This is a genomic window from Promicromonospora thailandica (assembly GCF_024171955.1).
Lineage (GTDB): Bacteria > Actinomycetota > Actinomycetes > Actinomycetales > Cellulomonadaceae > Promicromonospora > Promicromonospora thailandica.
In genome coordinates this window covers 208,763-234,742 of record NZ_JAMTCS010000010.1, presented here as the reverse complement: position 1 = coordinate 234,742, position 25,980 = coordinate 208,763, and the positions used below count along the sequence as shown (strand labels likewise).

The 25,980-nt window shown below is 74.4% G+C and carries 26 protein-coding genes; 16 read left to right on the top strand and 10 right to left on the bottom strand.

All coding sequences use genetic code 11. From position 1 onward, the window contains the following. Window positions 1-9: 9 nt before the first annotated feature. Together APR03_RS17220 and APR03_RS17215 are read left to right on the top strand one after the other, a co-directional pair. A complete protein-coding gene (locus tag APR03_RS17220) occupies window positions 10-1,590 on the top strand; it encodes a helix-turn-helix transcriptional regulator (protein WP_253837548.1) in 1,581 nt (526 codons plus the stop codon). Window positions 1,591-1,669: 79 nt separating this feature from the next. Continuing rightward, window positions 1,670-2,098 carry an ester cyclase gene (locus tag APR03_RS17215; RefSeq protein WP_253837546.1) on the top strand — a complete coding sequence of 143 codons (429 nt, stop codon included), beginning with the start codon at window positions 1,670-1,672 and terminating at the stop codon, window positions 2,096-2,098. Window positions 2,099-2,107: 9 nt separating this feature from the next. Here the strand turns inward: APR03_RS17215 and APR03_RS17210 are convergent, their stop codons facing one another. Next, the gene (locus APR03_RS17210) at window positions 2,108-2,566 is read right to left on the bottom strand and encodes a nuclear transport factor 2 family protein (RefSeq protein ID WP_253837544.1); all 459 of its coding nucleotides are present in this window, start codon (window positions 2,564-2,566) and stop codon (window positions 2,108-2,110) included. Between the two features lie 164 nt (window positions 2,567-2,730). Between APR03_RS17210 and APR03_RS17205 the strand changes: the two genes are divergently transcribed. From APR03_RS17205 to APR03_RS17185, 5 genes are all read left to right on the top strand, one after another. Beyond that, a complete protein-coding gene (locus APR03_RS17205; protein ID WP_253837542.1) occupies window positions 2,731-3,615 on the top strand; it encodes an alpha/beta fold hydrolase in 885 nt (294 codons plus the stop codon). After that, complete coding sequence (locus tag APR03_RS17200) at window positions 3,612-4,100, top strand: nitroreductase family deazaflavin-dependent oxidoreductase (RefSeq protein ID WP_253837541.1); 489 nt, start codon at window positions 3,612-3,614, stop codon at window positions 4,098-4,100. The genes APR03_RS17205 and APR03_RS17200 overlap by 4 nt, the downstream gene beginning before the upstream one ends. A 76-nt stretch (window positions 4,101-4,176) precedes the next feature. Beyond that, window positions 4,177-6,696, top strand: a complete 2,520-nt coding sequence (gene treY, locus APR03_RS17195; RefSeq protein ID WP_253837540.1) for a malto-oligosyltrehalose synthase — start codon at window positions 4,177-4,179, stop codon at window positions 6,694-6,696. Next, window positions 6,693-8,522, top strand: a complete 1,830-nt coding sequence (gene treZ, locus APR03_RS17190; RefSeq protein ID WP_253837539.1) for a malto-oligosyltrehalose trehalohydrolase — start codon at window positions 6,693-6,695, stop codon at window positions 8,520-8,522. The genes treY and treZ overlap by 4 nt, the downstream gene beginning before the upstream one ends. A gap of 51 nt (window positions 8,523-8,573) precedes the next feature. Beyond that, window positions 8,574-8,984 (top strand): GNAT family N-acetyltransferase, encoded by a 411-nt coding sequence (locus APR03_RS17185; RefSeq protein WP_253837538.1) that lies wholly within the window; start codon window positions 8,574-8,576, stop codon window positions 8,982-8,984. Window positions 8,985-9,110: 126 nt separating this feature from the next. On the opposite strand, the gene APR03_RS17180 is transcribed toward APR03_RS17185, so the two are convergent. From APR03_RS17180 to APR03_RS17165, 4 genes are all read right to left on the bottom strand, one after another. Next, on the bottom strand, window positions 9,111-9,527 hold the full coding sequence (locus tag APR03_RS17180) for a Dabb family protein (protein WP_253837537.1): 417 nt from the start codon (window positions 9,525-9,527) through the stop codon (window positions 9,111-9,113). Beyond that, on the bottom strand, window positions 9,524-10,777 hold the full coding sequence (locus tag APR03_RS17175; RefSeq protein ID WP_253837536.1) for an MFS transporter: 1,254 nt from the start codon (window positions 10,775-10,777) through the stop codon (window positions 9,524-9,526). Before APR03_RS17175 ends, APR03_RS17180 begins: the two co-directional genes overlap by 4 nt. Window positions 10,778-11,153: 376 nt before the next feature. Continuing rightward, window positions 11,154-11,708: a TetR/AcrR family transcriptional regulator gene (locus tag APR03_RS17170; RefSeq protein WP_253837533.1), complete on the bottom strand. Its 555-nt coding sequence runs from the start codon at window positions 11,706-11,708 to the stop codon at window positions 11,154-11,156. Between the two features lie 57 nt (window positions 11,709-11,765). Beyond that, window positions 11,766-12,794 (bottom strand): LLM class flavin-dependent oxidoreductase, encoded by a 1,029-nt coding sequence (locus tag APR03_RS17165; RefSeq protein ID WP_253837531.1) that lies wholly within the window; start codon window positions 12,792-12,794, stop codon window positions 11,766-11,768. Window positions 12,795-12,886: 92 nt separating this feature from the next. On the opposite strand from APR03_RS17165, the gene APR03_RS17160 reads away from it, so the two are divergent. Next, a complete protein-coding gene (locus APR03_RS17160; RefSeq protein WP_253837528.1) occupies window positions 12,887-13,240 on the top strand; it encodes an ArsR/SmtB family transcription factor in 354 nt (117 codons plus the stop codon). 10 nt (window positions 13,241-13,250) lie between these two features. Then, window positions 13,251-13,751, top strand: coding sequence for a flavin reductase family protein (locus APR03_RS17155; RefSeq protein WP_253837526.1), 501 nt, complete (start codon window positions 13,251-13,253; stop codon window positions 13,749-13,751). An 11-nt stretch (window positions 13,752-13,762) separates the two neighbouring features. On the opposite strand, the gene APR03_RS17150 is transcribed toward APR03_RS17155, so the two are convergent. Continuing rightward, the gene (locus tag APR03_RS17150) at window positions 13,763-14,668 is read right to left on the bottom strand and encodes an aminoglycoside phosphotransferase family protein (RefSeq protein WP_253837524.1); all 906 of its coding nucleotides are present in this window, start codon (window positions 14,666-14,668) and stop codon (window positions 13,763-13,765) included. Beyond that, on the bottom strand, window positions 14,665-15,810 hold the full coding sequence (locus tag APR03_RS17145; RefSeq protein WP_253837523.1) for an MFS transporter: 1,146 nt from the start codon (window positions 15,808-15,810) through the stop codon (window positions 14,665-14,667). The genes APR03_RS17150 and APR03_RS17145 overlap by 4 nt, the downstream gene beginning before the upstream one ends. A 191-nt stretch (window positions 15,811-16,001) precedes the next feature. Here APR03_RS17145 and APR03_RS17140 point away from each other — a divergent pair, with 191 nt between their 5' ends. From APR03_RS17140 to APR03_RS17110, 7 genes are all read left to right on the top strand, one after another. After that, window positions 16,002-16,643 carry a helix-turn-helix domain-containing protein gene (locus APR03_RS17140; protein ID WP_253837521.1) on the top strand — a complete coding sequence of 214 codons (642 nt, stop codon included), beginning with the start codon at window positions 16,002-16,004 and terminating at the stop codon, window positions 16,641-16,643. A 39-nt stretch (window positions 16,644-16,682) separates the two neighbouring features. Further along, window positions 16,683-17,252: a DUF1697 domain-containing protein gene (locus APR03_RS17135; protein WP_253837519.1), complete on the top strand. Its 570-nt coding sequence runs from the start codon at window positions 16,683-16,685 to the stop codon at window positions 17,250-17,252. 77 nt (window positions 17,253-17,329) lie between these two features. Then, entirely contained in the window at window positions 17,330-18,172 is an 843-nt protein-coding gene (locus APR03_RS17130; RefSeq protein ID WP_253837518.1) for a DeoR/GlpR family DNA-binding transcription regulator, read from the top strand. A 326-nt stretch (window positions 18,173-18,498) separates the two neighbouring features. Beyond that, entirely contained in the window at window positions 18,499-19,869 is a 1,371-nt protein-coding gene (locus tag APR03_RS17125) for an ABC transporter substrate-binding protein (RefSeq protein WP_253837516.1), read from the top strand. A gap of 91 nt (window positions 19,870-19,960) precedes the next feature. Then, on the top strand, window positions 19,961-20,902 hold the full coding sequence (locus APR03_RS17120; protein ID WP_253837514.1) for a carbohydrate ABC transporter permease: 942 nt from the start codon (window positions 19,961-19,963) through the stop codon (window positions 20,900-20,902). Next, window positions 20,899-21,717, top strand: a complete 819-nt coding sequence (locus tag APR03_RS17115) for a carbohydrate ABC transporter permease (RefSeq protein WP_253837513.1) — start codon at window positions 20,899-20,901, stop codon at window positions 21,715-21,717. Before APR03_RS17120 ends, APR03_RS17115 begins: the two co-directional genes overlap by 4 nt. Beyond that, complete coding sequence (locus tag APR03_RS17110) at window positions 21,714-23,198, top strand: mannitol dehydrogenase family protein (protein ID WP_253837512.1); 1,485 nt, start codon at window positions 21,714-21,716, stop codon at window positions 23,196-23,198. The genes APR03_RS17115 and APR03_RS17110 overlap by 4 nt, the downstream gene beginning before the upstream one ends. A gap of 29 nt (window positions 23,199-23,227) precedes the next feature. On the opposite strand, the gene APR03_RS17105 is transcribed toward APR03_RS17110, so the two are convergent. From APR03_RS17105 to APR03_RS25305, 3 genes are read right to left on the bottom strand one after another with little or no spacing between them, the layout of a single operon-like run. Then, complete coding sequence (locus APR03_RS17105) at window positions 23,228-23,893, bottom strand: response regulator (RefSeq protein WP_253837511.1); 666 nt, start codon at window positions 23,891-23,893, stop codon at window positions 23,228-23,230. After that, complete coding sequence (locus tag APR03_RS17100; RefSeq protein WP_253837510.1) at window positions 23,890-25,050, bottom strand: sensor histidine kinase; 1,161 nt, start codon at window positions 25,048-25,050, stop codon at window positions 23,890-23,892. Before APR03_RS17100 ends, APR03_RS17105 begins: the two co-directional genes overlap by 4 nt. Continuing rightward, on the bottom strand, window positions 25,047-25,898 hold the full coding sequence (locus APR03_RS25305; protein ID WP_253837509.1) for a CPBP family intramembrane glutamic endopeptidase: 852 nt from the start codon (window positions 25,896-25,898) through the stop codon (window positions 25,047-25,049). Before APR03_RS25305 ends, APR03_RS17100 begins: the two co-directional genes overlap by 4 nt. Between the last annotated feature and the right edge of the window lie 82 nt (window positions 25,899-25,980).

Here is a 25,980-nt window from a genome sequence, read left to right as displayed (position 1 = left end):
GTTCCCGCTGTGCTGAATGCTCTGTCCGCCGGTGATCTGGACGCCCTCGAGGATCTCGCGGACCACTGGTGGTTCGAGCTGCCCGCCCGGTTCGGCCGAGAGCTGCTGGACCTGCTCGAACGGCTGCCCGCCACGGTCGTCGGACGGCGTCCGCGGCTGCTGATGGCGGGCGTGCTCGCCTACCAGCTCGCCGACCCTCGCGGTGACGCCCAGCTCCGGTCCGCGATGCGCCTGTTCGAGCTCCACGGCGCGCGGTTGTCGAAGCGGCTGCGCTCGTTCACGAGGCCCGGCGACGCGGTCGCGGCCGGCGTGCTCGCCATGCACGCGGCACGCGCGCGCGGCCTCTACCGCACTGCGGAGGGGATCGGCGCCTGGGTCGAGGAGCACCTGCTCCAGACCGACGACACGGGCGCGCTGCCGTGGGGCGTCGACCGCCGGGTGGGCCGGCCGGGCGTGATCGCCCTGAACCGGGGCGTGACCGCCATGCTGGCGGGGGAACCGGCCACCGCGGTGCGCCATCTCCGCCGGGCCTACGAGCAGGCCGGCCCGCCGCCGTTCCAGCACTTCGCCGGGGCGTCCGCGTGCGCGAACCTCGCCCTGCTCGCCGCCGTGCGCGGCCACCACGCGCTGGCCGAGACCTGGCTGGAGCGGATCCGGGAGTGCGGACCCGTCCCGGCCTGGCTGGAGCACCACCTGCTGCTGGGCGCCGTCGTCGCGCGCGCGGTGCTCGCGATCGACCGGCGGGACGTCCGGGCGGCAGCGCAGGCCCTGGCCGAGGCGGGCACGACCGAGGAGCAGGGGGACCTGTGGCCGTACCTGGCGGCGGCCCGGGCGGCGTACGCCGTGGCCTTCGGCGAGTCGGCGAGAGGCCTGCTGGGCCTCGACGCGGCCTGCTTCGCCCACGGTATGGCCGCGCGCCCCGGCCCGGGTGCCCACCCGGTGCTGCTGCGCGCCCACGCCGAGCTGCTCGCCGCGACCGGGGAGGGCAACCGGGTGGTCGCCCTGGGCGAGGCCGCGGCGGGCAGCGAGGTGCTCTGGCCGCCCGTGGCCCGGGTGCGGCTCCTGGCCGGCGACGACGAGGGCGCGTCGGCCCTCGCCGGGCGTGCACTGCGCGACGCCGCGGTGACGCCGCGCGACACGGTCGAGCTCCAGCTCGTCCTCGCCCTCGCACAGCTGCGGGCCAGCCGGCTCGACGACGCGCGGGCGCGATTCGCGCAGGCGGCCGAGCTCGGGCGGCAGGGGCTGCTCGCGCCGTTCGCGCTCTTCCCGCGGGAGGAGGTACTCGAGCTGTGCCACGAGACGGGCACCGACCCGCGGGACCTGGGGATGCGGCACACCCTCGACGACACCAGCCACCCCGTCTCCGGGCCGATCGTCGTGCTCACCCGGCGGGAGCGGGCCGTGCTCGCCGGTCTGGCGGCCGGCGCCAGCCCCGTCCGGATCGCCGCGGAGCACGGCGTCTCGGTCAACACGGTGCGCACCCAGGTGCGCAAGGTCTACCGCAAGCTCGACGCGTCCAGCCGGACGAGCGCCCTCGCCCGCGCGGGGCAGCTCGGCCTGCTCTCGCCGGACACGTCGCGCAGCGCCTGACCAGGGCGGCACATCGGCTGGCCCGGCGGGAGTGTCGGTGTCGGGTCCTACAGTGGCGTCCGACGATGCGGAGGGTGACATGACCGAGGACTCCGGCGAGACCGCCGACACCGACGACCTCGAGCCGCGCTATCTGGCCTACCTCGCGGTGCTGAACGAGCGCAGGTTCGACGACCTGGCGCGGCACGTGCACGACGAGCTGACGTACAACGACGAACGCCTCACGCGGCAGCAGTACCGGGACCTGATCGCTGCCGACGTCGCCGCCGCGCCCGACCTGTTCTACGACCCGCGCCTGCTCGTCGTGGCAGGCGACCAGGTGGCCTGCCGGCTCGTCTTCGACACCGCGCCGCAGGGCGATTTCCTCGGGTTCGCGCCACGCGGGACGCGCCTGCGGTTCGCCGAGCACGTGTTCTACCGCTACCACGACGGGCGCATCGCGGAGGTGCGGTCGCTGATCGACCGGGCCGCCGTCGCGGAACAGGTGGAACAGGCCGGGCGCGGGTGAGCGGACGTGCTACCCGTTCGCGATGCTCTCCTGCACCGACCGTCCCCAGGCCACGCCGTCCTCGTGCGTGGCGGCGAAGTCCGGGTCCACGTAGACGTGGACACGCCGGATGAGGTCGCCCTCGAACTCGAACACGTTGCAGAACAGGCCGTAGGTGAAGGCGCCGTCGGGAAAGGTGACCCCGGACGTCGTGGTCCCGTGCTCCACGCCCTCGACCACCACGTGGTCGCCGGACGAGATCACGGTGAATCCCTCGATCTCGTGCTCGAGCTCCGCGATGCCCCGGGCGAGGCCCTGTGCGAACGCCGCGATCTGCGCCTTCCCGCGGGCGAAGCCGAACTTCGGGTAGAACATCACCGCGTCCTGCGTGAAGAGGTCGGTCACGGCGGGGTCGCCCGCGTCCACCCTCCGGAAGTAGTCGACGGCGATCTGCTCGCGGCGTGCCTGGATGTCGCTGGTGGTGTTCATGGGTCCTCCGGAGGTGGCAGGATTCTTGACCGAACAGTCCATAAAGTTAGCCCGCTCGGGCGGGTCGGTCAAGCGGCGCCCGATATGTCTGTCGAAAACCATGTCGACGTGTAGAGTGACTAGATAGTCTACTGAGGCAACCGCGTCTCGACGAAGGAGTATCCGTGCAGCTCGTGCAACTGTCCGACGGCCGCGACCTCGAGTACGAGGTGGAGGGGCCGGACGCCGGTCCCGTGGTCCTGTTCCATCACGGCATGCCCGGTTCGGCGGTCCCGATGGAGACGGTCTCCGGGTCCATGACCGAGCGCGGTTACCGGGTGGTCACGTACTCGCGTGCGGGGTACGGCGCGTCGAGCCCGGCACCCGGGCGCACCGTCGCGGACACAGGGGCCGACGGCGTCGAGCTGCTCCGGCACCTCGGCGTGGCGCGGCACCTCGTCGTCGGGTGGTCGGCCGGCGGGCCGCACGCCCTGGGGAGCGCGGCGGCCGCCCCGGACGACGTCGACGGTGTGCTGCTGGTGGCGCCCTTCGCCCCCTTCGACGCGGCGGGTCTCGACTACGTCGCCGGCATGGGCGCGCAGAACGTGGTCCAGTTCGGCACGGTCGAGCAGGGCGAGGCCGCCATGCGTGCGCTCGTGGGCCAGATGGCGGCCGCGGTGACCGGCGACCAGCCCGTGGGCGAGTCGGCCGAGCTGGCCTCCCTGCTGCCGCCTCCCGACCTCGCCGCCCTGGCCGGCGAGTACGGCGCGCAGAACGCGGCCCACATGGGCTACGCCCTGTCCCGTGACGACGAGGGGTGGTTCGAGGATCTGAACGCGCTGACCAGCCCCTGGGGATTCGACCTCGACGCGGTCACGGCGCCCGTCGAGCTCTGGCACGGCACGGCCGACCAGATGGTGCCGGTGGCCCACGGGCAGTGGCTGGGTGAGCACCTGCCCGCCGCGGTGGTGCACGTGGAGCCCGGGCACGGACACATCTCCGTGGCGATCGGCAGCCTCGGGGAGAAGCTCGATGCCCTCGCCGCGCGGACGCGCGGGGCCCACGCATGACCGCCGTGCTGTGGGCGGTCGGCGTCGTGGTGGCGCTCGCGCTCCTGGTCCTGGTCGCCGTGACGGTCGTGATGCGGACCAAGAGCCCGCGCGGGCTCGCCGTCGTCCGCGGTTTCAACCGCCGGTTCAACAACCCGCGGATGCTGCGCCAGGCCGGCAAGGAGGGATCGCCGCTCGCCGCGGTGCGCCACGTCGGACGGCGTTCGGGCGCGTCGTACTCGACCCCCATCGGCGTGCTGCCCATGGGCGACGACTTCCTCGCGATCCTCTCCTACGGGACCGGCACGGACTGGCTGCGCAACATCGAGGCCGCCGGGTCCGCGGACCTGGTGACCGACGGGCGCACCCACCGGGTCGCCGCCGACCGGGTGGTCGGGCGCCCGGAGGCGATGCCGTACCTCCCGGCCGGTCAGCGCCCGTTCGTCCGCCTCTTCGGGGTGACGGAGTTCCTCGTGCTCCGGCGGGTGGGCGCGGCGCAGGGGTAGCCGCACGCACGCCCGGGCGAATGACGCCCACCCCGCCTACCGTGAGGGCCGAGACCCGCGGAGCGACGGAGGCACAGTGCACACCCATCTTCCTGGACCCGGTCGCCGCACCCCGGTGAGCACCTACCGGCTGCAGCTCGGACCCGACCTGACGTTCGCGGACGCCGAGAAGGCGCTGCCGTACCTCGACACCCTCGGCGTCACGGACGTCTACCTGTCGCCCGTGCTGCAGGCGGCCCCCGGCTCCACGCACGGGTACGACGTCGTGGACCACACCCGGGTCAGCGACGTGCTGGGCGGGCGGGACGGCCTCGAACGGCTCGCGGCGGCGGCGCACGGGCGCGGGATGGGCGTCGTGGTCGACGTCGTACCGAACCACATGGCGGTGCCGACGCCCGCCTGGCACAACCACGCGCTGTGGTCGGTGCTCCGGCACGGGCCGGAGTCGCCGTACGCGACCTGGTTCGACGTCGACCTGGCCGAGGGCGAGGGCCTGCTCATGCCGGTGCTGGGCGCGCGCATCGGCACGGTGCTCGCCGCGGGCGAGCTCGTGCTGGACCGCGCCGTCGTGCCGGGTGACGGCGACGCCGAGCAGCCCGTGCTGCGCTACCACGAGCACGTCTTCCCGGTACGGCCCGAGACCGAGGACCTGCCGCTGGCCGAGCTCGTGGGCCGGCAGCACTACCGGCTCGCGTACTGGCGGGTGGCCGACGAGGAGCTCAACTACCGCCGCTTCTTCGACGTCGGCACGCTCGCCGGCATCCGCGTGGAGGACGCCGGCGTGTTCGACGCCACGCACGCGCTGCTGCTCGACCTCTTCCACGCGGGCGTGGTCGACGCGTTCCGCATCGACCACCCCGACGGCCTGGCCGACCCGCGCGGCTACCTGCGGCGCCTGCACGAGGCGACCGGCGGCGCGTGGGTGGTGGCCGAGAAGATCCTGGAGGAGGACGAGCCCCTGCCCGACGACTGGCCGGTCGCCGGAACCACGGGCTACGACACGGCCTGGCGCCTGCACGCCCTGCAGGTGGACCCGGACGGCGCGGCCCCGCTCGCCGCCGTCCAGCACGAGGTGACGGGCGAGCGCACGAGCCTGGACGACGTCGTCGAGCAGGCCAAGCGGCAGGTCGTCGAGACGTCGCTGTACGCGGAGACGCACCTGCTGGCGACCATGCTCACCGACATCTGCCGGGCCGACGTGCGGCTGCGCGACCACACCTTCCGGTCCCTGCACGACTGCGTCGTCGAGCTCGTGGTCGCGTTCGGCCGGTACCGCGCCTACGTGGTGCCGGGAGAGCCCGCGCCGGCCGAGGCCGAACGGGTCGTGCGCGAGGCGGCCGACGTCGCCCGGTCGCGGCTGGACCCGGACCGGCACGACACGCTCGACCTGGTGGTCGACCTCGTGCTCGGCCGGGAGGCCGGCTCCGCGGGCCGCCGCGACGAGGAGCGGCGGGCCGAGCTCGTCGTCCGGTTCCCGCAGGTGTGCGGCGCGGTCATGGCCAAGGGCGTCGAGGACACGGCGTACTACCGGTGGACCCACCTGGTCAGCCTGTGCGAGGTGGGCGCGGCGCCGGCGCGGTTCGGCGTCGGCCCGGACGAGCTGCACGAGCACGCGCGGCGCACCACCGAGTCCTGGCCCGCCACGATGACCGCGGGCTCGACGCACGACAGCAAGCGCGGCGAGGACGTGCGCGCCCGCATCGGGGCGATCAGCGCGCACGCCGACGACTGGGCCGACCTGGTGCGGCACGTGCGGGCGGCCACGGCGGACCTGCGCCCCGCCGACCTCGACGGACGCACCGAGAACCTGCTCTGGCAGACCCTCGCGGGCACCTGGACCGCCGCCGGCCCGATCGAGGCCGACCGCCTCACCGCCTACCTGGTCAAGGCGTCGCGCGAGCAGAAGGCCTGGACCACCTGGACGGCGCCCGACGCCGCCCGCGAGGACGACCTGGTGCGGTACGCGACCGGCCTGCTGAGCCACCCCGACGTCGTCGCCGCGTTCGGCTCCTGGGTGGAGCGGGTGACGCCCACGGTGCGGCGGTCGGTGCTCGGCACCACGCTGCTCCAGCTCACGGTGCCCGGCGTCGCCGACGTCTACCAGGGCACGGAGGTCACGGGCACGTCGCTCGTGGACCCGGACAACCGGCGCCCCGTCGACCTGGACGGCATCGCCGCGACGCTCGAGGCGCTCGACGCGGGGCGCACGCCGTCCGGCCTGGCGGAGGAGAAGCTCGCGCTCACCGCGGCCGCGCTGCGCGTGCGAAGGACGCACCCGGCGGCGTTCGTCGGCGAACAGGCGGGGTACGAGCCGCTGCCCGTGACCACGGGACGTGCGGTGGGCTTCGTGAGAGGCGGACCCTCGGGGGCCCGGGTGGCCGTGGTCGCGACACGGCTCGCGGACCACCCCGGCACGGCCGAGGCGTCGGTGGTGCTGCCCGACCTCCCCGCCGGCGAGACGTGGCGGTCCGCGCTCACGGGCGCCGCCGTCGCGAGCGGGCCCGTGACCCTCGGCGGCCTGCTCGGCGCGTGGCCGGTGGCGCTGCTCGTCGCGGAGCCGTCCGGCGCCGGACCCGCGGACGGGGCGGACGCGTGACCGCGCCGCTGCGCGTCTGGGCGCCGCGCGCCGCGCGCGTCGACCTCGTCCTGCCGGGGCCTTCTGCACCCGGCAGGGAGCTCATGGTGGCGGATGGCGGCGGCTGGTGGCGCTCGGCCGGCTCCGTGGCGCCCGGCACCGACTACGCGTTCGCGCTCGACGGCGGCCCGCCCCGCCCCGACCCGCGCAGCCCCTGGCAGCCCGCCGGGGTGCACGGCCCCTCGCGCACGTTCGACGTTCTCGCCCATGCCTGGGCCGACGGCGCGTGGGCCGGGCGCGACGTGCGCGGCGCCGTCGTCTACGAGCTGCACGTCGGCACCTTCACGCCCGAGGGCACGCTCGACGCCGCCGTCGGACGGCTCGGCCACCTCCAGGCTCTCGGCGTCGACATGGTCGAGCTCATGCCGCTCGCCGCGTTCGGCGGGCGGCACGGCTGGGGGTACGACGGCGTGGCGCTGTGGGCCGTGCACGACCCGTACGGCGGCCCGGCGGCGCTCCAGCGCTTCGTCGACGCCGCCCACGCGCACGGCATCGCCGTCTGCCTCGACGTCGTCGACAACCACCTCGGCCCGTCCGGCAACTACCTGGGCGAGTTCGGCCCGTACTTCACCGACCGGCACCAGACCCCCTGGGGCGCCGCCGTGAACCTCGACGGCGAGGGGTCGGCCGAGGTGCGGGCGTTCGTCGTCGAGAAGGCGCTGCGCTGGTTCCGCGACTTCCACGTCGACGCGCTGCGCCTCGACGCCGTGCACGCCCTCGTCGACGACTCGCCCCGGCACCTGCTCGCCGAGCTGTCCGACGCCGTCGCCGCCCTGGCCGCCGAGCTCGGCCGGCCGCTGTCGCTCGTCGCCGAGTCCGACGCCAACGACCCGCGCACCGTCACGCCCACCGCGTCGTCGGTCGACGGGCGCCCCGGTCTCGGCATGACCGCGCAGTGGGCCGACGACGTGCACCACGCCCTGCACGCCCTCGTCACCGGCGAGCGCCAGGGCTACTACGTCGACTTCGGCGCCCCGGAGACCCTCGCCACAGCGCTGACCGGCGTCTTCGTGCACGACGGCGGGTGGTCCACCTTCCGCGAGCGCCCCTGGGGCGCGCCGGTGCCGCCGGAGACCGACGGGCGGCGCTTCGTCGTCTGCTCCCAGAACCACGACCAGGTGGGCAACCGGGCGCTCGGCGACCGGCCCTCCCGGGTGCTGGCGCCCGGGGCGCTCGCGGTGAGCGCCGCCGTGGTGCTGCTGGGGCCCTGCACGCCGATGCTGTTCATGGGCGAGGAGTGGGGCGCGACCACGCCGTTCCTGTACTTCTCCGACCACGAGGAGCCGGAGCTGGCGCAGGCGGTCTCGCGCGGGCGCGCGGCGGAGTTCGGCGGGCACGGCTGGGCCGACCTGTACGGGGCGGACGTCGAGGTGCCCGACCCGCAGGCGCCCTCCACCGTCGAGGCGTCGCGGCTGGACTGGTCGGAGGTGGAGTCCGAGGGCGGCCGGCGCATGCTCGAGCTGTATCGGGCGCTGGTGGGGCTGCGGCGCAGCTCGGCGGCCGTGGCCTCGGGCGACCGGACGGCGACGACGGTGCGCGTCGCGGACGGTGCGCTGGTCATGACGCGCGGGGCCGTGGACGCTGGTGGGGCGGTGGACGGTGGTGGGCGCGTCGACGTGGTGCTGGTGCCGGGGGAGGGCACCGTGTCGGTGCCGGTCCCGGCGTCGGCATCCCGGGTCGTCCTGGACTCGGGTGTGGTCCTGGGCGGTGACCCCGCCCGCCTGGACCGGACGGTGTCCGGGGCGATGGTCACCCTCCGCGGCCCGGGTGTGGTGGTCCTGGCCTGAGCGACGGCCCGGGTGCTTGTCCTACCGTCGGGAGCCCGGCACGCTGGGCCGATGCCTGTCGACGACGTGACCCTGACCTGGCGCCGACCCGTGACCGACGCGGAGCTCGTCGAGCTCACCGCGTCGCACGGCGGGAACCCCGAACCGGGCTGGTGGGACCGGGTGCGGCCGCACTCGCTGGGCTGGGTCACGGCCCGCGCGGCGGACGACCTGCTGGTCGGGTTCGTGAACGTGGCCTGGGACGGCGGCGGCCACGCGTTCCTCATCGACACCAAGACGCGCCCGAGCCACCAGCGCCGGGGCATCGGTGCCGCCGTCGTGCGGCGTGCGGTCGAGGGGGCGAGGGCCGCGGGCTGTGAGTGGCTGTTCGTCGACTTCGAGCCGCACCTGGAGGCGTTCTACCTCGAGGCCTGCGGCTTCCGCCCGACGGCGGCGGGCCTGATCCACCTCCCGGACGCCTGACCGCCGCGGCACCTGACGGAGATCGCCTTCGAGACCGAGGTTGCTTCGCTTTGAGGGGGCTCAAAGCGAAGCAACCTCGGTCTCGAAGGTACAGGGGTGAGTGGGGGACGGGCGGGGCGGGCCGGCCTACTTGCCGTGGCGACCCGGGGCCGCGCTGCCCGTGTACTCACCGAGGTCCGAGACGAGCTGGGTGAGCTCGGCGTCGGCGTCGTAGCGACGCTGGTGCAGGGCGGCGATCTTCTGCTCCATCTCGGGGTCGTCGTCGTCCGTGATGTCGAACGAGGCGAACGTGTCGACGAGCGGCAGGCCCACCCGGTCGGTGTGCCGGTGCGACGGGTGGATCAGGTACTCCCAGTAGCCGTCGAGGTCGTCGATCACGAAGGTGGCGCCCCACTCGTACTCGCCGCCGAAGTCGCGGCCGACGACGAACGACCGGACCGACGGGATGCTGCGGCCCTGGTTGCGCAGGCTCTCCAGCGCCTCGTCGAGGGCCTCGGGGGTGGTGCCGGGCTTGAAGGTGAAACGGTTGCCGTGGACGATCATCGTGCTGTCCTCTCGTTGGTGCCGGCCAGGTGGCCGACGGGTCCTGCGGTGCGTCCCGCCGCGTGGCGGGGGCGGGTGACGGCGGCGCCCAGGAGGGCTGCCGCGACGGTGCCGAGTCCTGCCCACACGAACGCGCCGGCGATGCCGACGGCGCCGATGAGCGGGCCTGCGACGACAGGGGAGACGAACTGCCCCAGGAAGATCGCGCTGACGAGGCCGGCGAGCACGCGGCCCCGCTGGTCCGGCCGGGCGAGCTCGCCGAGCCGGAGGTTGAGGTTGGGGACGACGAGGCCCACGCCGACGCCGCCGACCAGCAGCCCGGCGATGACGCCCGCCGTCGACCCGGCCAGGCCGACGAGCAGCCAGCCCGCGCCCAGCACGCCGATGCTCGACGCGGTGAGCAGGCTCGACGGGACGTGCGCCCGCACCCGGCGGAAGGCCAGCGCCCCCAGCAGCCCGGTCAGGGTGCTCGCGGCGACCGCGACGCCGACGACGGCCGGCGGGGCCGCGTAGTCGTCGAGCAGGAACGGCACCTGGGTCGGTGCCATGTAGAACACGGTCGTGGCGGTCAGCGCGACGAGGTAGACGCCCGCGGTCCGCAGGGCCGCGCGCGGTGCCGGGGCGGCGACGGGGGCGTCGTCGTCGGACCGGGCCGCGACCGGGCGGGCCCGGGTGAACCCGAGCACGAGCAGCGCGAGGGGTGCCGCGGCGGCGTAGAGCCAGAACGGTGTGCGCCAGCCCGCGCCCGCCAGGATGCCGGCCAGGGGTAGCAGGACGACGCCGCCGAGGCTCGCGAACGCCTGCTGGTAGCCGAGGTATGCCGCCCGGCGACCGCCCGTGAACCAGGTCGTGAGCAGCGCGGTCACCGCGGTGGTGACGGCGCCGACCGCCAGCCCGAGCACGGCCCGGGTGGCCAGGAGCTGCGGCAGCCCGGTGACGTACAGCCCGGCCGTGCCGGACGCCGCGTACAGCGCCAGCGCGGTGACCAGCACCGACCGGGCCCCGGCCCGGTCGACGACCAGGCCGGCCAGCGGTGCGCCGACGGCGATGGTCAGCGACGTGATGGTCAGCGCGAGCCGGACCGTCGTCTCGCTGTCCGCGCCGAACGACGCCGACATGGCGGGCAGGGCCGGTGCGATGAGGGCGCCGGCCATGAGGGTCAGGCTCGCCGCGCCCAGGACCCCGGCCCGGGCGGGCAGGCCGGGCCCGTCCGTGCCGGGTGCGCGCAGGTGCGCCGTGGTGGGGGGCATGGTCAGTCCCAGAGGCCGAGCATCGTGAGGATGGCCAGGGAGACGGCGCCGAGCACGAGCCACCAGACGCGCTTCTCGGTGGTCCAGCGGTCGGTGTCGGGGATCTGCGTGTTCATGAGGTTTCCTTCCGGGGTCGTCGGGGTCGTCGGGGTCGTCGGGGTCGTCGGGGTCGTCGGGGGAGCAGGGGTCAGGACCACTGCGTGAACATCGCCACGGCGACGAGCACGAGGGGTACGAGGGCGGTCCAGCGCATGACGCGGTCGTTCTTCACGGGTTTCTCCTCTCGTATGGAGTGAACAGTCACTCACTCTGCATGGCAGACGGGGCTCAAGATCGGGTCCCGTCGAGGGCCGCCCCGGTGGGGCGGCCGTGCGGGCTACAGGTGACGCATGCCCGCGGTGAGGAGCCGGGCCCAGGGCCCGGGCACCTCCTGCACGTTCGCGGCGACCAGCAGGTGGCACAGCTGGCCGAAGGCGATGAATCGCTGCACCGCCTCGTCCGTGCCGCGCGATCGATCCTTGGCGTACGTGACGATGCGCTCGAGGCCCGCGCGGAAGGCCGCGCCGATCTCGGGGATCTCGGCCACCGACTGGGCGTGCACCTGCAGCAGCAGCAGCGTGCGGTCGGTGATCAGTGCCGCGTAGGCGTCGGCCATCGCGTCGAGCACCTCGTCGGGAGAGATGCTCGACGCCGTGTCGGCGCCCGCCTCGAGGGCGGCGAGGATCTGGTCGAAGCACGCCTCCAGCGCGGCCGTGAACAGCTTCTCCTTGGTGGGGAAGAGCTTGATCACGTACGCGGGGGAGATCTTGGCCTCCCGGGCCACGTCGGCGATCGTCGTGCCGTGGTAGCCGCCGCGGGCGAAGGCCCGGACGGCTGCCGCGGCCACGGTGGGCCGGCGGAGCTCCGCGGTGGAGAGCGTGCTGCGTGCCATATGAGTGAACGTACACTCACTGGTTCGCGGATGCAACCCCCGCGCGTGAGGCGGCGGTCACACGGCCGGCGCGACGTGCCGCACGACCGTGTCCAGCAGGCGGAGGTTGGCGTCGACGCCCAGCAGGTTGGGGATCGTGAGCAGCAGGGTGTCCGCGGCGCGGACGGCGTCGTCGGCCCGCAGGTCCGCGACGATCCGGTCCGGCTCCCCGACGTAGCTCCTGCCGAACCGCGAGACCGCCCCGCCGAGCACGCCCACCTGCTCGAACGACCCGTGGCGGGACCGGCCGAACAGGGCCTCGTCCTGGTCGGACACGATCGGCAGCACCGTGCGGACGACGGCGACGCGTGGGGTTCCGGGGTGCCCCGCCTGGTCCCAGGCCTCGCGGAACAGCCGGATCTGCTCGGCCTGGAGCTGTGTGAACGGCACGCCCGTGTCCTCGGACAGCAGCGTGCTGCTGAGCAGGTGGTAGCCCTGCTCGCCCGCCCACCGGGCGCTGTCGCGCGTGGCCGACCCCCACCACAGGCGCCGCGCCAGACCCTCGGAGAGCGGTGCGAGGGGGAGTGGTGCCCGGACGCCGGTCTCCTCCGGGTCGCTCACCGCGACAGGCTCGCCCGAGACGGCGGCACGGAACAGGCGCGTGTGCTCCCGCGCCAGGTCGCCGGCGGACTGCCCCTCGGCGGGCCGGTGGCCGAACGCCTCGTACCCGCGCAGGGCGGGCTCCTGCGAACCCCGGCTCAGCCCGAGCTGGAGCCGTCCGCCGCTGATGAGGTCGGCCGCGGCGGCGAGCTCCGCCGCCTGGAGCGGGTTCTCGTAACGCATGTCGATCACCGCGGTGCCGAGCTCGAGGCGCGTGGTCCGCGCGGCCAGCGCGCCGAGCAGCGCCCACGGGCCGGCGAACTGGTCCTGGAAGTGGTGCACGCGGCTCCAGGCGCCGTCGAGGCCGAGTTCCTCCGCGCCCACGGCGATCTCGACGTGCTGCACGAGCGCCTCGCGGGCGGTCCGGGTCCGTGACCCCTGGACGGGCTGGTGGTGGCCGAAGGACAGGTAGCCCCAGTGCCGGGGTCCGGCGTCACCGTCTGACATCGCGTGCCTCCTCAGGTACGAAAATGATGGGACCTAACGAGTAGCAGACCGCTGAGGTACGATGCAACTCGTACCTGAGGCAGGAGGCTGATGTGACCACGAACGAATCGCCGGCGCAGGACCCCCGGCTCGACCTCGGCGCCGTGCTCCGCGCGCTGTCCGACGAGCACCGGCGCGCGGTCATGACCGAGCTGGCGGCGGACCGCTCCGACCCCGAACGCACCTGCAACTCGTTCGACCTGCCGATCAGCAAGCAGACGCAGACCCACCACTTCCGGACGCTGCGTGACGCCGGCCTGATCGAGGAGATCAACTACGGCAACCGCAAGGGGATCAGCCTGCGCCGGGACGCCGTCGACGCCCGGTTCCCCGGCCTCCTCGACCTGCTCGCCGCCGAGCACGAGCGCACCCACCGGCAGCCGGTGGACGCGTCCGCGACCCGGTGAGGCGCCCGTCGTGCTGACCGGGACCCAGGACCCGCGCGCGATCCGCGACACGTTCGCCCGCTTCCCCAGCGGCGTCGCGGCGCTCGCCGCCGTCGTCGACGGCGACCCGACCATCCTGGTCGCCTCGTCGTTCACCGTGGGCGTCTCCCAGGACCCGCCGCTCGTGCTCTTCGCCGTCCAGCGCAGCTCGACCACGTGGCCGGCGCTCGCGACGGCTCCGTCCATCGGGGTCTCCGTGCTCGGCGAGCAGCACGCCGAGAAGGTGCGCCAGCTCGCCTGCCGCGACAAGACCCGGCGGTTCGACGGCGTCCGCACCCGGGTCGAGCGCAGCGGCGCCCTGTTCCTCGAGGGCGCGCCGGTCGCCCTGGAGTGCACCACGCAGGACGTCTACCCCGCGGGCGACCACGACATCGTCGTGCTCCGCGTGCGCGGCGTCGAGACCGACGCCGGCCAGGACGCCCTGGTCTGGTACCGGTCGCGGATCATGACCCTGCCGGGCGAGGTGGCATAGCCCGGGGCGGCTCAGCCCGGGGCGGCCAGGGCGGCCAGGACGCGGGCGCAGCGCGGCGGGTCCAGGGTCAGGCCGTGCTCCAGGCCCCAGACCAGGTAGTCCGTGACCCGCCACAGCGCCCAGGCGCGCGCCAGGTCCGCGTCCAGGGCGGCCGACTCGACGAGCACGTCGAACCAGTACGGGATCTCGCGGTCGGCCATCTCGTCCACCCGGTGCCAGAGCACCTCGACCGCCGTCCGCTCGGCGTCGCCGCGCCGCAGCACCGGGTCGACGACGACCCAGCGCCCGCCGGTGTCGCGCAGCACCTGGTCGAAGTGCAGGTCGGCGTTCACGGCCACCGGGTCGCGCCGGGTGGCGAGGATCGTGGTCGCGGCGTCCTCGGCGGCGTCGAGCACCGCGCCGTCGAAGGGGCGGCCCAGGCGTTCCCACGCCGAGCGCAGGTGCGGCGTCAGCTCGGCCACGTCGTCGGACGTGTGCCGCACGCCGGGGGCGACGTCGTCGCCCGCGGGGACGGACAGCCGCCGCGCCACCTGTCCGATCTCGTGGAACGCGACGTCCAGCGGCTCGCGGAGCAGGGAACGGTCGGCGTCGAGCCGCTCCAGCAGGAGGGCGCCGTCCCCGGTGTCCGCGTCGAGCTCCGCCACCACGCCGTGCCCGCCCCAGAACCGCAGGGCCGCGGAGAGGGACGCGACGTCGTCGCCCGGGGGCGCCAGGCGCAGGGCCGCGGGCACGCCGTCCCGACGCACGGGCACGACCAGCGCGTTCGAGCCGTGCCGGGGCGGGCCGTCGACCGTCAGGCCCCAGCGTGCGCACCAGGCCCCGACCTGCCGGGGCAGGGTGTCGAGCCAGGCCTGCTCGGCGGCTGTGGCCGTCCACCAGCGCGGCATCGCGCGGAACGTCGCCGGGACCTCGATCACGGGGTCACGGTACGCCCGGCGGGGCGTGCCGCCCGCAGCGCCGTCACAGCGAGCGCCGTCAGGAGCAGGGCCAGCGTCCCGACCAGCGCGGCCCGCAGGCCGAGCAGGGCCAGGAGGCCGCTCGCGACGACGACGCCGAGCGACGTCGCCGTGCGGAGCAGCGCGAACAGCTCGGCGCGGCGCTCGGGCGGCGCGAGCCGGTCGAGCGCCAGCGAGTAGAAGGTGCCGAGCGCGGGCAGGAAGAAGCCGATGACGGCGGCACCGGCCAGCGCGACGGCCAGGTGCCCGCCCAGCAGGACCAGGCTGGATCCGGCGGCCGTCGCGGCGAGGTAGGCCACCACCGCCCAGGGGCGGGGTACGCGGTTGCGCACGCTCACGACGACGCCGCCGGTGACCGAGCCGAGGCAGAGCACGAGCGCGAAGAGGAAGGCCCACTGCGCGCCGAGGTCGAACCGGAGGGCGAAGGAGACGGCGCCGATCTCGACCGACGCGACCACCCCGGCGCCGGCCAGCGCGCCCAGCAGCCAGACGTAGGCGGCGCGGGGGTAGGTGCGCCGGGTGGGGCGGGGAGCATCGGTGTCGGTGCTGGTGCCCGGGCCGCGCCGCGCCCCCGGCACGGTGGGCACGAGCAGCAGCGGGGCGGCGCCGAGCGCGGTGACCAGCACCATCGCGCCGACCGGCGACGCGGCGCCGAGCACGGACGCGAGCACGGGCGTCAGGGCGAACGTCGCCTCGTTGAGCGTGGCCGCGACGCCGAGCGCGCGGGGGAGCCCGCGCGGGTCGACGAGGTGGTTGAGCAGCGTGCGCTGGACGCCGTACGCGGCGCCGTTGACGGCCCCGGCCGCCACGACGGCGGCGACCAGCAGCGGGTAGGGAGCCCCCGTGCCGGCCAGGGCGGTGAAGCCGGCGAGCGCGAGCGCCCGGACGGCGACCAGGACCCGCAGGTAGTGCACGCCGTCGAACCGGCGGCCCAGCCGGGCCACGGGGACGGCCGCGATGATCTGGGCCGCGGTCATCGCGGTCACGAGGCCGGCCCCGGACTGGGCCGAACCCGTCACCGGCAGCGTGAGGAGGGTGAACGCGATGGGCGCGGCGGCCGGCGGCACGCCCATCGTGGCGTAGCCCGCCTGCCAGCGGAGCACGGGCCACCGGCCGTGTGCCGCCGGGGGTGGGGTAGGGGTGGTCGAAGCCGGCGTGCTCGCCGGAGTCACTGCCATGAGCGTCGCGCCCCTGTCTCCGTAGGATGCCCGGACGGCCGGCTCCTCGGCCGGCGTCCTCGGTGAGCACTATATTGCTCATGGCGGGGCGGTGTCGACGCGTGATCGGAGGGCGCATGACGGAACGGATCCGACCGGAGGTGGCGGTCGCCGTCGGACGGCGCATCCGCGCCCTGCGGTCCGAGGCGGGACTGAGCGTCGCGCAGCTCGGCGAGGCGAGCGACGTCAGCAGGCGCATGCTCACCCAGATCGAGCTCGGCCAGGCGAACCCCAGCCTCGGCACCGTCGACCGGATCGCGTCGGCGCTCGGCACCACGTTCGCGGCCCTCGTCGGCCTGACCGGCGACGGAACGGCCGGCTCGGTCGGGCCGGTCGGGTCGCCCCACCCACCCGAGGGCTCACCCGAGGGCTCACCCGAGGGCTCGCCCGACGGCGTGCTCGTGTGGTCGACGCCCGCCGGCAGCTGGGGCCGCCTGCTGACGGCCGTCGAGACCGACCGGCACGCGGTCGAGATGTGGCGGTGGCACTTCGTCGCGGGCGACAGCTACCGGACGTCGCCCGACGCCGGGACGCCCGACACCATGGTGCACGTGCTGCGCGGGCGCCTGCGGGTGCGTCCCGTCACCGAGGGCGTCCCGGTCGTGGAGGTCCAGGAGCCGGGGACGACGCGGATCACCGACCGCTCGGCGTACCACCTGGGGGCGGCGTCCGCCGAGGCCGACTGCATGTTCGTGGTGATGGTGCCGCGCGGGGTGTGAGGCGCGGGAATCGGGGAGGTGCGCGGTAGCGTCGCCCGCATGTCGAGATGGGTCGTGCTGCCGGGTGCTGTCGGTGACCAGCGGGAAGCCCTGGTGACGGCGCTGCGCGAGGAGCTCGCGGTCGCGGGTCCGGCCGGGGCGTGGACCGTGCTCCCCGAGGGCGACGTGGTGGGAGATGTGGTGGGGGACCCGGGGGAGGACGAACCCGGCCCGGACGCCGTCGTGCGCCTCGTCGACGCCGTCGTGCTGCGCGAGCTCGGCGCCGAGGCGGCCGCGCACCCCGCCCTGGTGCGGACCGCGGCCCAGTGGCGCGAGGTGATGCGGGCCGGACCGTTCGCCCCTGGCGCCGCGGGTGTGCGGCAGGTGCTCTTCCTGCGGGACGCGCCCGAGCCCCGGCTCCGGCGTGCGCTGGTCGGGCGCGACTGGGGCGGCGACCAGGTGGTGGTCCGCGGTCGCGAGGTGTACCTGCGCTACGCCGGCACCGTCGAGGGGAGCCTCGCCCAGCACGGCACGGTGCTGCGGTATCTCGACGGCGTCGGGACCGCGCGCGACTGGGACACCGTCCGTGCGATCGGCGAGGCGCTCGCCGGGGCCCTCGCCCGGCCCTGAGCCCGAGGCTTCCCTCGCGGTCCGGGACGCGGCAGACTCTGACCCAGGATCAGGGCCCGACGACGGGAGGCTCGACGATGGCGCGCGACGCGTCCGCCGGCACGGTGTCGGCGCTGCCCGGGCGCGGCACGCCGGACGAGCCCGGGCTGCCCGCCGGCGCCTCGCCGGTGCCGCGCGCCATGGAGCTGCTGGCGCTGGTGCGACGCGGCGGCCGGATCGAGGTCAGCGAGGCCGCCCGGACGCTGTCGGTCTCGCAGGAGACGGTGCGCCGGGAGCTGCGCAAGCTGGAGGCCCAAGGGCTGGTGCGGCGCAGCTACGGGCTCGCCTTCCCGGTCGAGACGAGCTCGTTCGAGACGGCGCTCTCCCAGCGGCAGCAGAGCTTCCCCGAGGAGAAGGCCCGCATCGCGGCCGAGGCGGCGCGGCGGCTGGGTGAGGCGCAGACGATCTTCGTGGACGAGGGCTTCCAGCCGCTGCTCGTCGCGCGGGCTCTGCCGCAGGACCGGGCGCTGACGGTCGTCACCTCGTCCCTGCCGGTCGCCACGGAGCTGTCGGCGCGGTCGAACGTGCAGGTCATCATCATCGGCGGGCGGGTACGCGGCAAGACCCTCGGGGTGGTGGACGGTTCCGCCGTCGACATGCTGCGCTCGTTCCGCCTCGACCTGGGGCTGATCGGGGCGAACGGCGTCACGGTGGACGACGGCCTCACCACGCCCGACCCGGCCGTCGCGAGCGTCAAGGCCGCGGCGATCGAGGTGAGCCGGCGGCGCATCTTCATCGGCGCGCACCACAAGTTCGGCGTCACCAGCTTCGTGCGGTTCGCCGGCCTGGACGACTTCGAGGCGATGATCACCGGCACCCAGCTCGGCGCGGCGCGGGCGCGGGCGTTCCACGCGGCCGGCGCGGAGATCGTCCAGGTCTGACCGGTCGCCCCACCGGGCGGAGCAGTTGGTGCCCGGTCCGGGATACGTTTTCCGGTCGGCCGGCGCGGCACAGAACCGGGCAGAACGGGCCCCGTGGCCCGCCTGGCGGCAGACGGTGCGCGGTGCGCGGCCTCGCCGTCGTGCGCCCGCCGGCGGCGTTCCTGTGCGATACCACAGTCCCGGTGACCGTTTGGGTTTCACCCCCGTTGACCCCGGTGGCGACCCGGCCCACGATGTGCGGCACGACGACGCCTCACGACGACGTGACCAGGACCGACGCGACCAAGAGCGCCGGGGACGACGTGACCAGAAGGGTCGAAGCAATGATGCTCACGAAGACTGCGCGCCGGAAGGCCGCGCCCGCCGGAGCCGCCGCGGTGCTGGCCCTGGCGCTGACCGCCTGCGCCGGCGCAGGCGGCGGCGGGAACGACGACTCCGCCGCGGGCGACGGGGGACCGGTCGAGCTGACGCTCGCCACCGTGAACAACCCGCAGATGAAGGACATGGAGGAGCTGAAGTCCGCCTTCGAGGAGGACCACCCCGACATCACGGTCAACTTCATCCAGATGGAGGAGAACGACCTGCGCGACGCCGTCACCAAGGACGTCGCGACCGACGGCGGCCAGTACGACATCGTCACGGTCGGCTCCTACGAGGTGCCGATCTGGGCGGAGAACGGCTGGCTCACCGACCTCACCGGCGACCTGGAGTCGGACGCCGGCTACGACGTCGACGACCTGTTCGGGCCCGTCAAGGACGCGCTCACCGTGGACGGCTCGCTCTACGCCGTCCCGTTCTACGGCGAGTCGTCCATGCTCATGTACAACAAGGAGATCCTCGACGAGGCCGGCATCACGATGCCGGAGCACCCGACCTGGCAGGAGGTCGCGGACATCGCCCGCGAGGTCGACTCCGACGACGTCGACGGCATCTGCCTGCGCGGCAAGCCGGGCTGGGGCGAGGTGTTCGCGCCGCTGACCACCGTGGTGCAGACGTTCGGCGGCACCTGGTTCGACGAGGACTGGAACGCACAGGTCGACTCGCCGGAGTTCACCGAGGCCGTCCAGTTCTACGTGGACCTGGTCGGGGACGCCGGCGAGGCCGACCCGGTCTCGACCGGGTTCACCGAGTGCCTCAACAACGTGAGCCAGGGCCGGTCGGCCATGTGGGTCGACGCGACCGTCGCGGCCGGCCTCCTGGAGGACCCCGAGTCGTCGCAGGTCGCGGGCAAGATGGGCTACGCGCACGCCCCCGTCGTCGAGACCGAGGAGTCCGGCTGGCTGTGGTCGTGGAACCTCGCGATCCCGGAGACCACGCAGAACCGCGACGCGGCCGTCGAGTTCGTGAAGTGGGCCACGAGCAAGGAGTACCACCAGCTCGTGGGCACCGAGCTCGGCTGGAGCCGGGTGCCGCCGGGCGCCCGCACCTCCACCTACGAGATCCCCGAGTACGAGGAGGCCGCCGCGGCCTTCGCGCCGATCACCCGCGACATCATGCTCGCCGTGAACCCGGAGCAGCCGGGCGTGGCGCCCCAGCCGTGGACCGGCATCCAGTACGTGACCATCCCGGAGTTCCAGGACCTCGGCAACCAGGTCTCGCAGGACCTGGCCGACGTCTTCGCCGGACGCAGCGAGCTCGACCCCGTGCTCGACCGCGCCCAGGACCGCGCCCAGCAGGCGGGCGACGCCCAGAAGTAGCCGGACCAGCCGGACCGAGGGCGCGGGGAGCACGGCTCCCCGCGCCCCACCCCGCCGTCGCGCGGGGTCGTGCGAGCCCCAGGAGCCCCCCATGACCACACTCATGTCCCCGCCGACGGTGAGACGGCCCCGCCGTCCCGCAGCCGGGCCGGCCGGACGACGGAGCCGGCTGGCCGTCTCCCGCGCCCTGCTCTGGCCGGCGCTGGCCACGTCGATCGTCCTGACCCAGATCCCCTTCGTGGTGACGATCTACTACTCCCTGCAGCGCTGGAACATGCTGCGCCCGGGCGACCGCGGATTCACCGGGCTCGACAACTACGCGAGCGTGCTGCGCGACGGCTCGTTCCTGTCCTCGCTCGGCTCGACCGTCGCCGTCACGGGCAGCTCCGTCGTCCTCTCGACGCTGCTCGGCCTCCTGTTCGCGGTGCTGCTCGACCGGAGCTTCGTGGGCCGGGGCGTGGCCCGGACCCTCATGATCACGCCGTTCCTCGTCATGCCCGCCGCCGCGGCCCTCGTGTGGAAGTGGTCCATCCTCGACGCGGCCACCGGCATGGCCAACTGGGGGCTCGGCCTGGTGGGTCTGCCGCCCGTCGCCTGGAACACCGAGGTGCCGATCGTCACGATCATCCTCGTGCTCACCTGGCAGTACACGCCGTTCGCCATGCTCATCCTGCTCGCCGGCCTGCAGGCCCAGAACAAGGACGTGCTCGAGGCCGCCGCCGTCGACGGCGCGGGCGCGTTCCGCACCTTCACCGCCATCACGCTGCCCCACCTGCGGCAGTACGTCGAGATCGCGGTGCTGCTCGCCTCCATCATGCTGCTGCAGGTCTTCGACCCCATCGCGATCATGACGCGCGGCACCGGCGGCACCAAGACGCTGTCCTACCTGCTGTACGAGCGGGCCTTCGTCGGCCTGGAGGTCGGCGAGGCCGCCGCCTACGGCGTCATGACCGTGCTCGTCACGATCGTCGTCGCCTCCGTCGCGCTGCGCACGCTCTTCAAGGTCTTCTCGAGGGAAGGGATCGACCGATGACCACCTCACGCCTGCGCGGCGGCCTCGTCACCGCGCTCACCTGGGTGCTCGTGCTCGGGTTCTTCTTCCCGGTCGCCTGGATGGTGTTCACCGCCTTCAAGCCCGAGAGCCAAGCCGCCACCGTGCCGCCGACGTTCGTACCCGACCTCACGCTCGACCGGTTCCAGGCCGTCTTCGACCGCGACATGCTGCCCTACCTGATCAACTCGCTCAGCGCGAGCGTCGGGTCCACGCTCCTGGTGCTCGTGCTCGCCGTCCCCGCGGCCTACGCGCTCAGCATCCGGCCCGTCGGGAACGTCCGCGACGCCCTGTTCTTCTTCATCTCGACGCGCTTCATGCCCGTCGCCGCGTCCATCATCCCCGTGTACCTGCTGCTGCAGTCCGTGGGCGGGCTCGACAACATCACCTGGCTCACCATCCTCTACGTGGGTGTCAACCTGCCGATCGCCGTCTGGATGATGCGGTCCTTCCTCGCCGAGGTGCCGCGCGAGATCATCGAGGCCGCCCAGATCGACGGCGCCCGCCTCGGCACCGAGATCTTCCGCGTCGTGCTGCCGATCGTGCTCCCCGGCGTCGCCGCGGCCGGGCTCATCTGCTTCATCTTCGCCTGGAACGAGTTCTTCCTCGCCAACCTGCTCACCGCGCAGGTGGCACGCACCACCCCGCCGTTCCTCACCAGCTTCGTCGACGGGCGCGGCCAGTTCCTCGCCGTGCTGTCCGCCGCCGCCACCGTCGCGATCGTGCCCGTCGTGCTGGCCGGCTGGATCGCCCAGAAGCAGCTCGTGCGCGGCCTCGCGATGGGAGCCATCAAGTGACGCTCGACCTCGCGACCACACCGGCCGACGACGCGGCCCCGGCGGGAACCGTCGAGCTGCCCCCCTACGACCGGGCCGGCATCCGCACCGGCATCGTGCACCTCGGCGTCGGCGGCTTCCACCGCGCGCACCAGGCGCTCGCGGTGGACGAGCTCCTGCGCCGCGGCGAGGCACGCGAGTGGGGCATCTGCGGCGTCGGTCTCATGTCCGGCGACGCCGCGATGCGCGACGCCCTGCGGCCGCAGGACGGCCTCTACACGCTCGTCACCAAGCACGCCGACGGCGGCCTGGAGGCGCGCGTGGTCGGCAGCATCGTGGACTACCTGTTCGCGCCCGACGACCCGGAGGCCGTGCTGGAGCGCCTCGCCCACCCGGACACCCGCATCGTGTCCCTGACGATCACGGAGGGCGGGTACAACTTCGACCAGGTCACGGGAGAGTTCGACGTGACAGCCCCCGCCGTCGTCGCCGACGCGCGGCCGGGCGCGGTACCCACCACCGTGTTCGGGTACGTGGTCGAGGCCCTGGCCCGACGGCGGGCCCGCGGGGTGCCGCCCTTCACCGTGATGTCCTGCGACAACGTGCAGGGCAACGGCGCGAAGGCGCGCGCCGTGTTCGCGGCCTTCGCGGCGCTGCGCGACCCGGAGCTCGGCGCGTGGGTGCACAACGCCGTCGCGTTCCCCAACTCGATGGTGGACCGGATCACGCCCGTGACGACCGACGCGGACCGGGCGCTGGTCCGGGACCGGTTCGGCGTCGAGGACCGCTGGCCGGTGGTGGCCGAACCGTTCTTCCAGTGGGTGCTGGAGGACGACTTCCCGCAGGGCCGGCCGCCCCTCGAGCACGCCGGGGTGCAGCTCGTGGCGGACGTGGAGCCCTACGAGCTCATGAAGCTGCGCCTGCTCAACGTGAGCCACCAGGCCCTCGCCTACCTGGGGTGGCTGAGCGGCTACCGGTACGCGCACGAGGCCGTCGCCGACCCGCTGCTGGCCCGGTTCGTGCGCGACTACATGGACGAGGCGACGCCGACCCTGCGGCCGGTGCCGGGCGTCGACCTGGGGGAGTACAAGGCGACCCTCGTGGAGCGGTTCGGCAACCCGGAGGTGGCCGACACGCTGGCCCGCCTGTGCGCCGAGACGTCGGACCGCATCCCGAAGTGGCTGGTGCCGCTGGTGCGCGAGCGGCTGCGCGCGGGCGGCGGCGTGACGCGGTCGGCGGCGATCGTCGCGAGCTGGGCCCGCTACGCCGAGGGCACCGACGAGCAGGGTGAGCCGATCGCGGTCGTGGACCGGCTCGCGGACGTGCTGGTCGCCCGCGCCCGGTCTCAGCGCGACGGCGACCCGCTCGCCTTCCTGCGCGACCCGGCCCTGTTCGGCGACCTGGTCGACGAGCCGCGGTTCACCGGTCCGTACCTCGACGCGCTCGGCTCGCTGCACCGGTCCGGGGCGCAGGCGACGCTGAGGACGCTGACGGGGGCGTGACGGAGGGATGCGGGCTCAGGTGACCGGGCTCAGGTGACGAGGCCCGTGCGGTAGGCGTGGACCACCGCCTGCACCCGGTCCCGCAGCCCAAGCTTGGCCAGGAGGCGGGACACGTACGTCTTGACCGTTTCCTGGCTGAGCACGAGCCGCTCGGCGATCTCGCCGTTCGACAGGCCCTCGGCGATCAGCCGCAGCACCTCCAGCTCGCGCGGCGTCAGGCCGGTGTCCACGGGGGCGGCGCGCACCGGCCGGATGCGCTCGGCGTACCGGCCCACGAGCTCGCGCGTCACCTCGGGGGCCAGCAGCGCGGCCCCCGAGGCGACCGTGCGGATGCCCTGCAGGAGCTGCGCGGCCGGGGCGTCCTTGAGCAGGAACCCGCTCGCGCCGGCGCGCAGCGCCTCGTACACGTACTCGTCGAGGTTGAAGGTGGTCACCACCAGGACCTTGACCGGGTGGTCGACCTCGGCGCCGGCGAGCAGGCGGGTCGCCGCGATGCCGTCGAGCACGGGCATGCGCACGTCCATCACCACGACGTCGGGCCGCAGCGCGCCGGCCAGCTCGACGGCGGCCCGCCCGTCGCCGCACTCGCCCACGACCTCCATGTCGGGCTGCGCGTCGATGATCGTCGCGAACCCGGTCCGGATGAGCACCTGGTCGTCGCACACCAGCACCCGGGTCGGGGCGGCGCCCGTCACGACGCGCTCCCGGTCGGGATGTCGGCCCGGACCACGAAGCCGCCGTCGTCGGCCCGGTCGGCGTGGAGCCGCCCGCCCACCGCGCCGACCCGCTCGCGCAGCCCGGACAGGCCCCGCCCGCTCCCGGCCGGCGGGCGGCCCGCGGCCGCTGCGTCCGGTGCGCCCGTCGTCACCGTCACCTGGATCTCCTTCCCGGTGTGCCGCACGTCCACCGCGGTACGGCTTCCGCGGGCGTGCTTGAGGGCGTTGGTCAGGGCCTCCTGCACCACGCGGTAGGCCACGAGCTCCGCGCTGCCCGCGGCCCGGGCCGGTGCGCCGGACTCGGTGAGCTCCACCGGCTGGCCGGCCCGGCGGGTCTGCTCCACCAGCTCCCGCAGGTCACCGGTCGACGGCGCGCGGGCCGGCCCGGGGTGCCCGGGGTCCAGCAGGTCGAGCAGGTGCCGCAGGTCGGTGACGGCGCGGCGGCCGGTGTCGGCCACGGCGTCCAGCGTCCGCTCCAGGCGGTCCGGGGCCGCCGTCAGGTACCGGGCGGCCTCCGTCTGCACCACCATCGCGGTCACGTGGTGCGTCACCACGTCGTGCAGCTCGCGGGCGATCCGGGTGCGCTCGGCGGTCCGGGTGTCCTGCTCGACCCGCGCCCGGCGGTCCGCCTCGGCGGTCCGCGTCGAGCGCACCCACGCCCCGACGCCCCAGGCGAACGCCAGCGCGAGGAAGAACGTCAGGTACTCGTCCGGGCGCTCGGTGCCGCCGCGCAGGTCGAGCGACACGGCCAGCGCCACGTACCCGGCCGCGAGCGCCGCGGCCACGCCGAGGCGGTGCCGGGCGAGGTGGACGCCCGTGCTCACGAGCGTGACCGCGACGGTGTTGCCGGCGAACGACTGGAACGCGAGGTGCTGGGCGAGCACGAAGCCGGCCACGACCAGGGTGAGGCACAGGAGGGGCAGTCGGCGCCGCACCACGAGCGGCAGGCACTGGAGCGCGACGGCCAGCAGGGCCCAGCCGTCCAGGGGGTGGGCCGGCAGGCCGCCGACCTGTGTCCCGTAGTCGCGCAGCGCCGGCACGAAGGCCGACGCCGCGAACCCGAGCGCGAGCGGGAGGTCCCGGACGGTGACGTCGAGCCGGCGCCACCGGTCCAGGGCCGGGGTCAGATCGGTCACCGGGGGAGCCTAGCGGGCGTCTGCCCGGGGACCGCGGCTCGGGCCCGGGCGGCGCGGCGGGCCGGGACGATGGTGCCGCGCCGGTGGGCCACCACCAGGAAGACGACGGCGACCGCGGTGCAGAACGCCACCGAGTAGAGGCTGCCCTCGGGGCCGAACGCGCCGCCCGTGACCAGGGCGGGCCCGGACGTGCCGGCGTCGAGCAGACCCTGCGGCGTGTCGTTGCCGGACACCTCGGTGCTGAAGATCGTGCTGCCGGCGACGTTCCAGCCCAGGTGCAGGCCGATCGGCACCCAGAGCTTGCGGGTGGCCACGTACGCCGCGGTCAGCATGCCGCCGGCCTCGAGCGCGATGGCGAGCGCACCCCACAGGGTGGCGTTCGGGTTGAGCAGGTGCGCCAGGCCGAACAGCAGGCCGGTGATCGCCAGAGCGGTCCAGGTGCCGGTCCAGCTCTCCACGACCCGGAACAGGACGCCGCGCCACAGCAGCTCCTCGGTCACCGCGGCCATGGCCATGAAGCCCAGCAGCCCGAGCGCGCCCGAGGGGGAACCCAGGCCGTGCACGGAGTAGCTGCCGAGGAGGGCGAGGTTGAGGATCACCAGGCCGAACAGCCCGATGCCGAGCAGGGTGCCCCAGGTCACCGAGCGGACGGCGCCGAGCCGGGCCAGCTCGGTCACCTGCCGGCGCTCGGTGCGTCCGACGACCCAGCGGTAGACGGCGAGGCCCGCGACCGCCGTGGCCACGCCGACGAGGAGAGTCAGCCAGGGGTTGTGCTCGACCAGGGCGAGGCCCTGGGCACCGAGGATCGAGACGGCCACCACGGCCACGAGCTGCCACACCACACGCACGATGGACTCCTTCGGGGATGCCGCGGCGGGTGCGCCGCGATCTACCCAGAACGCTATGGATCGGGCGTCGCCGGGTAGTCAC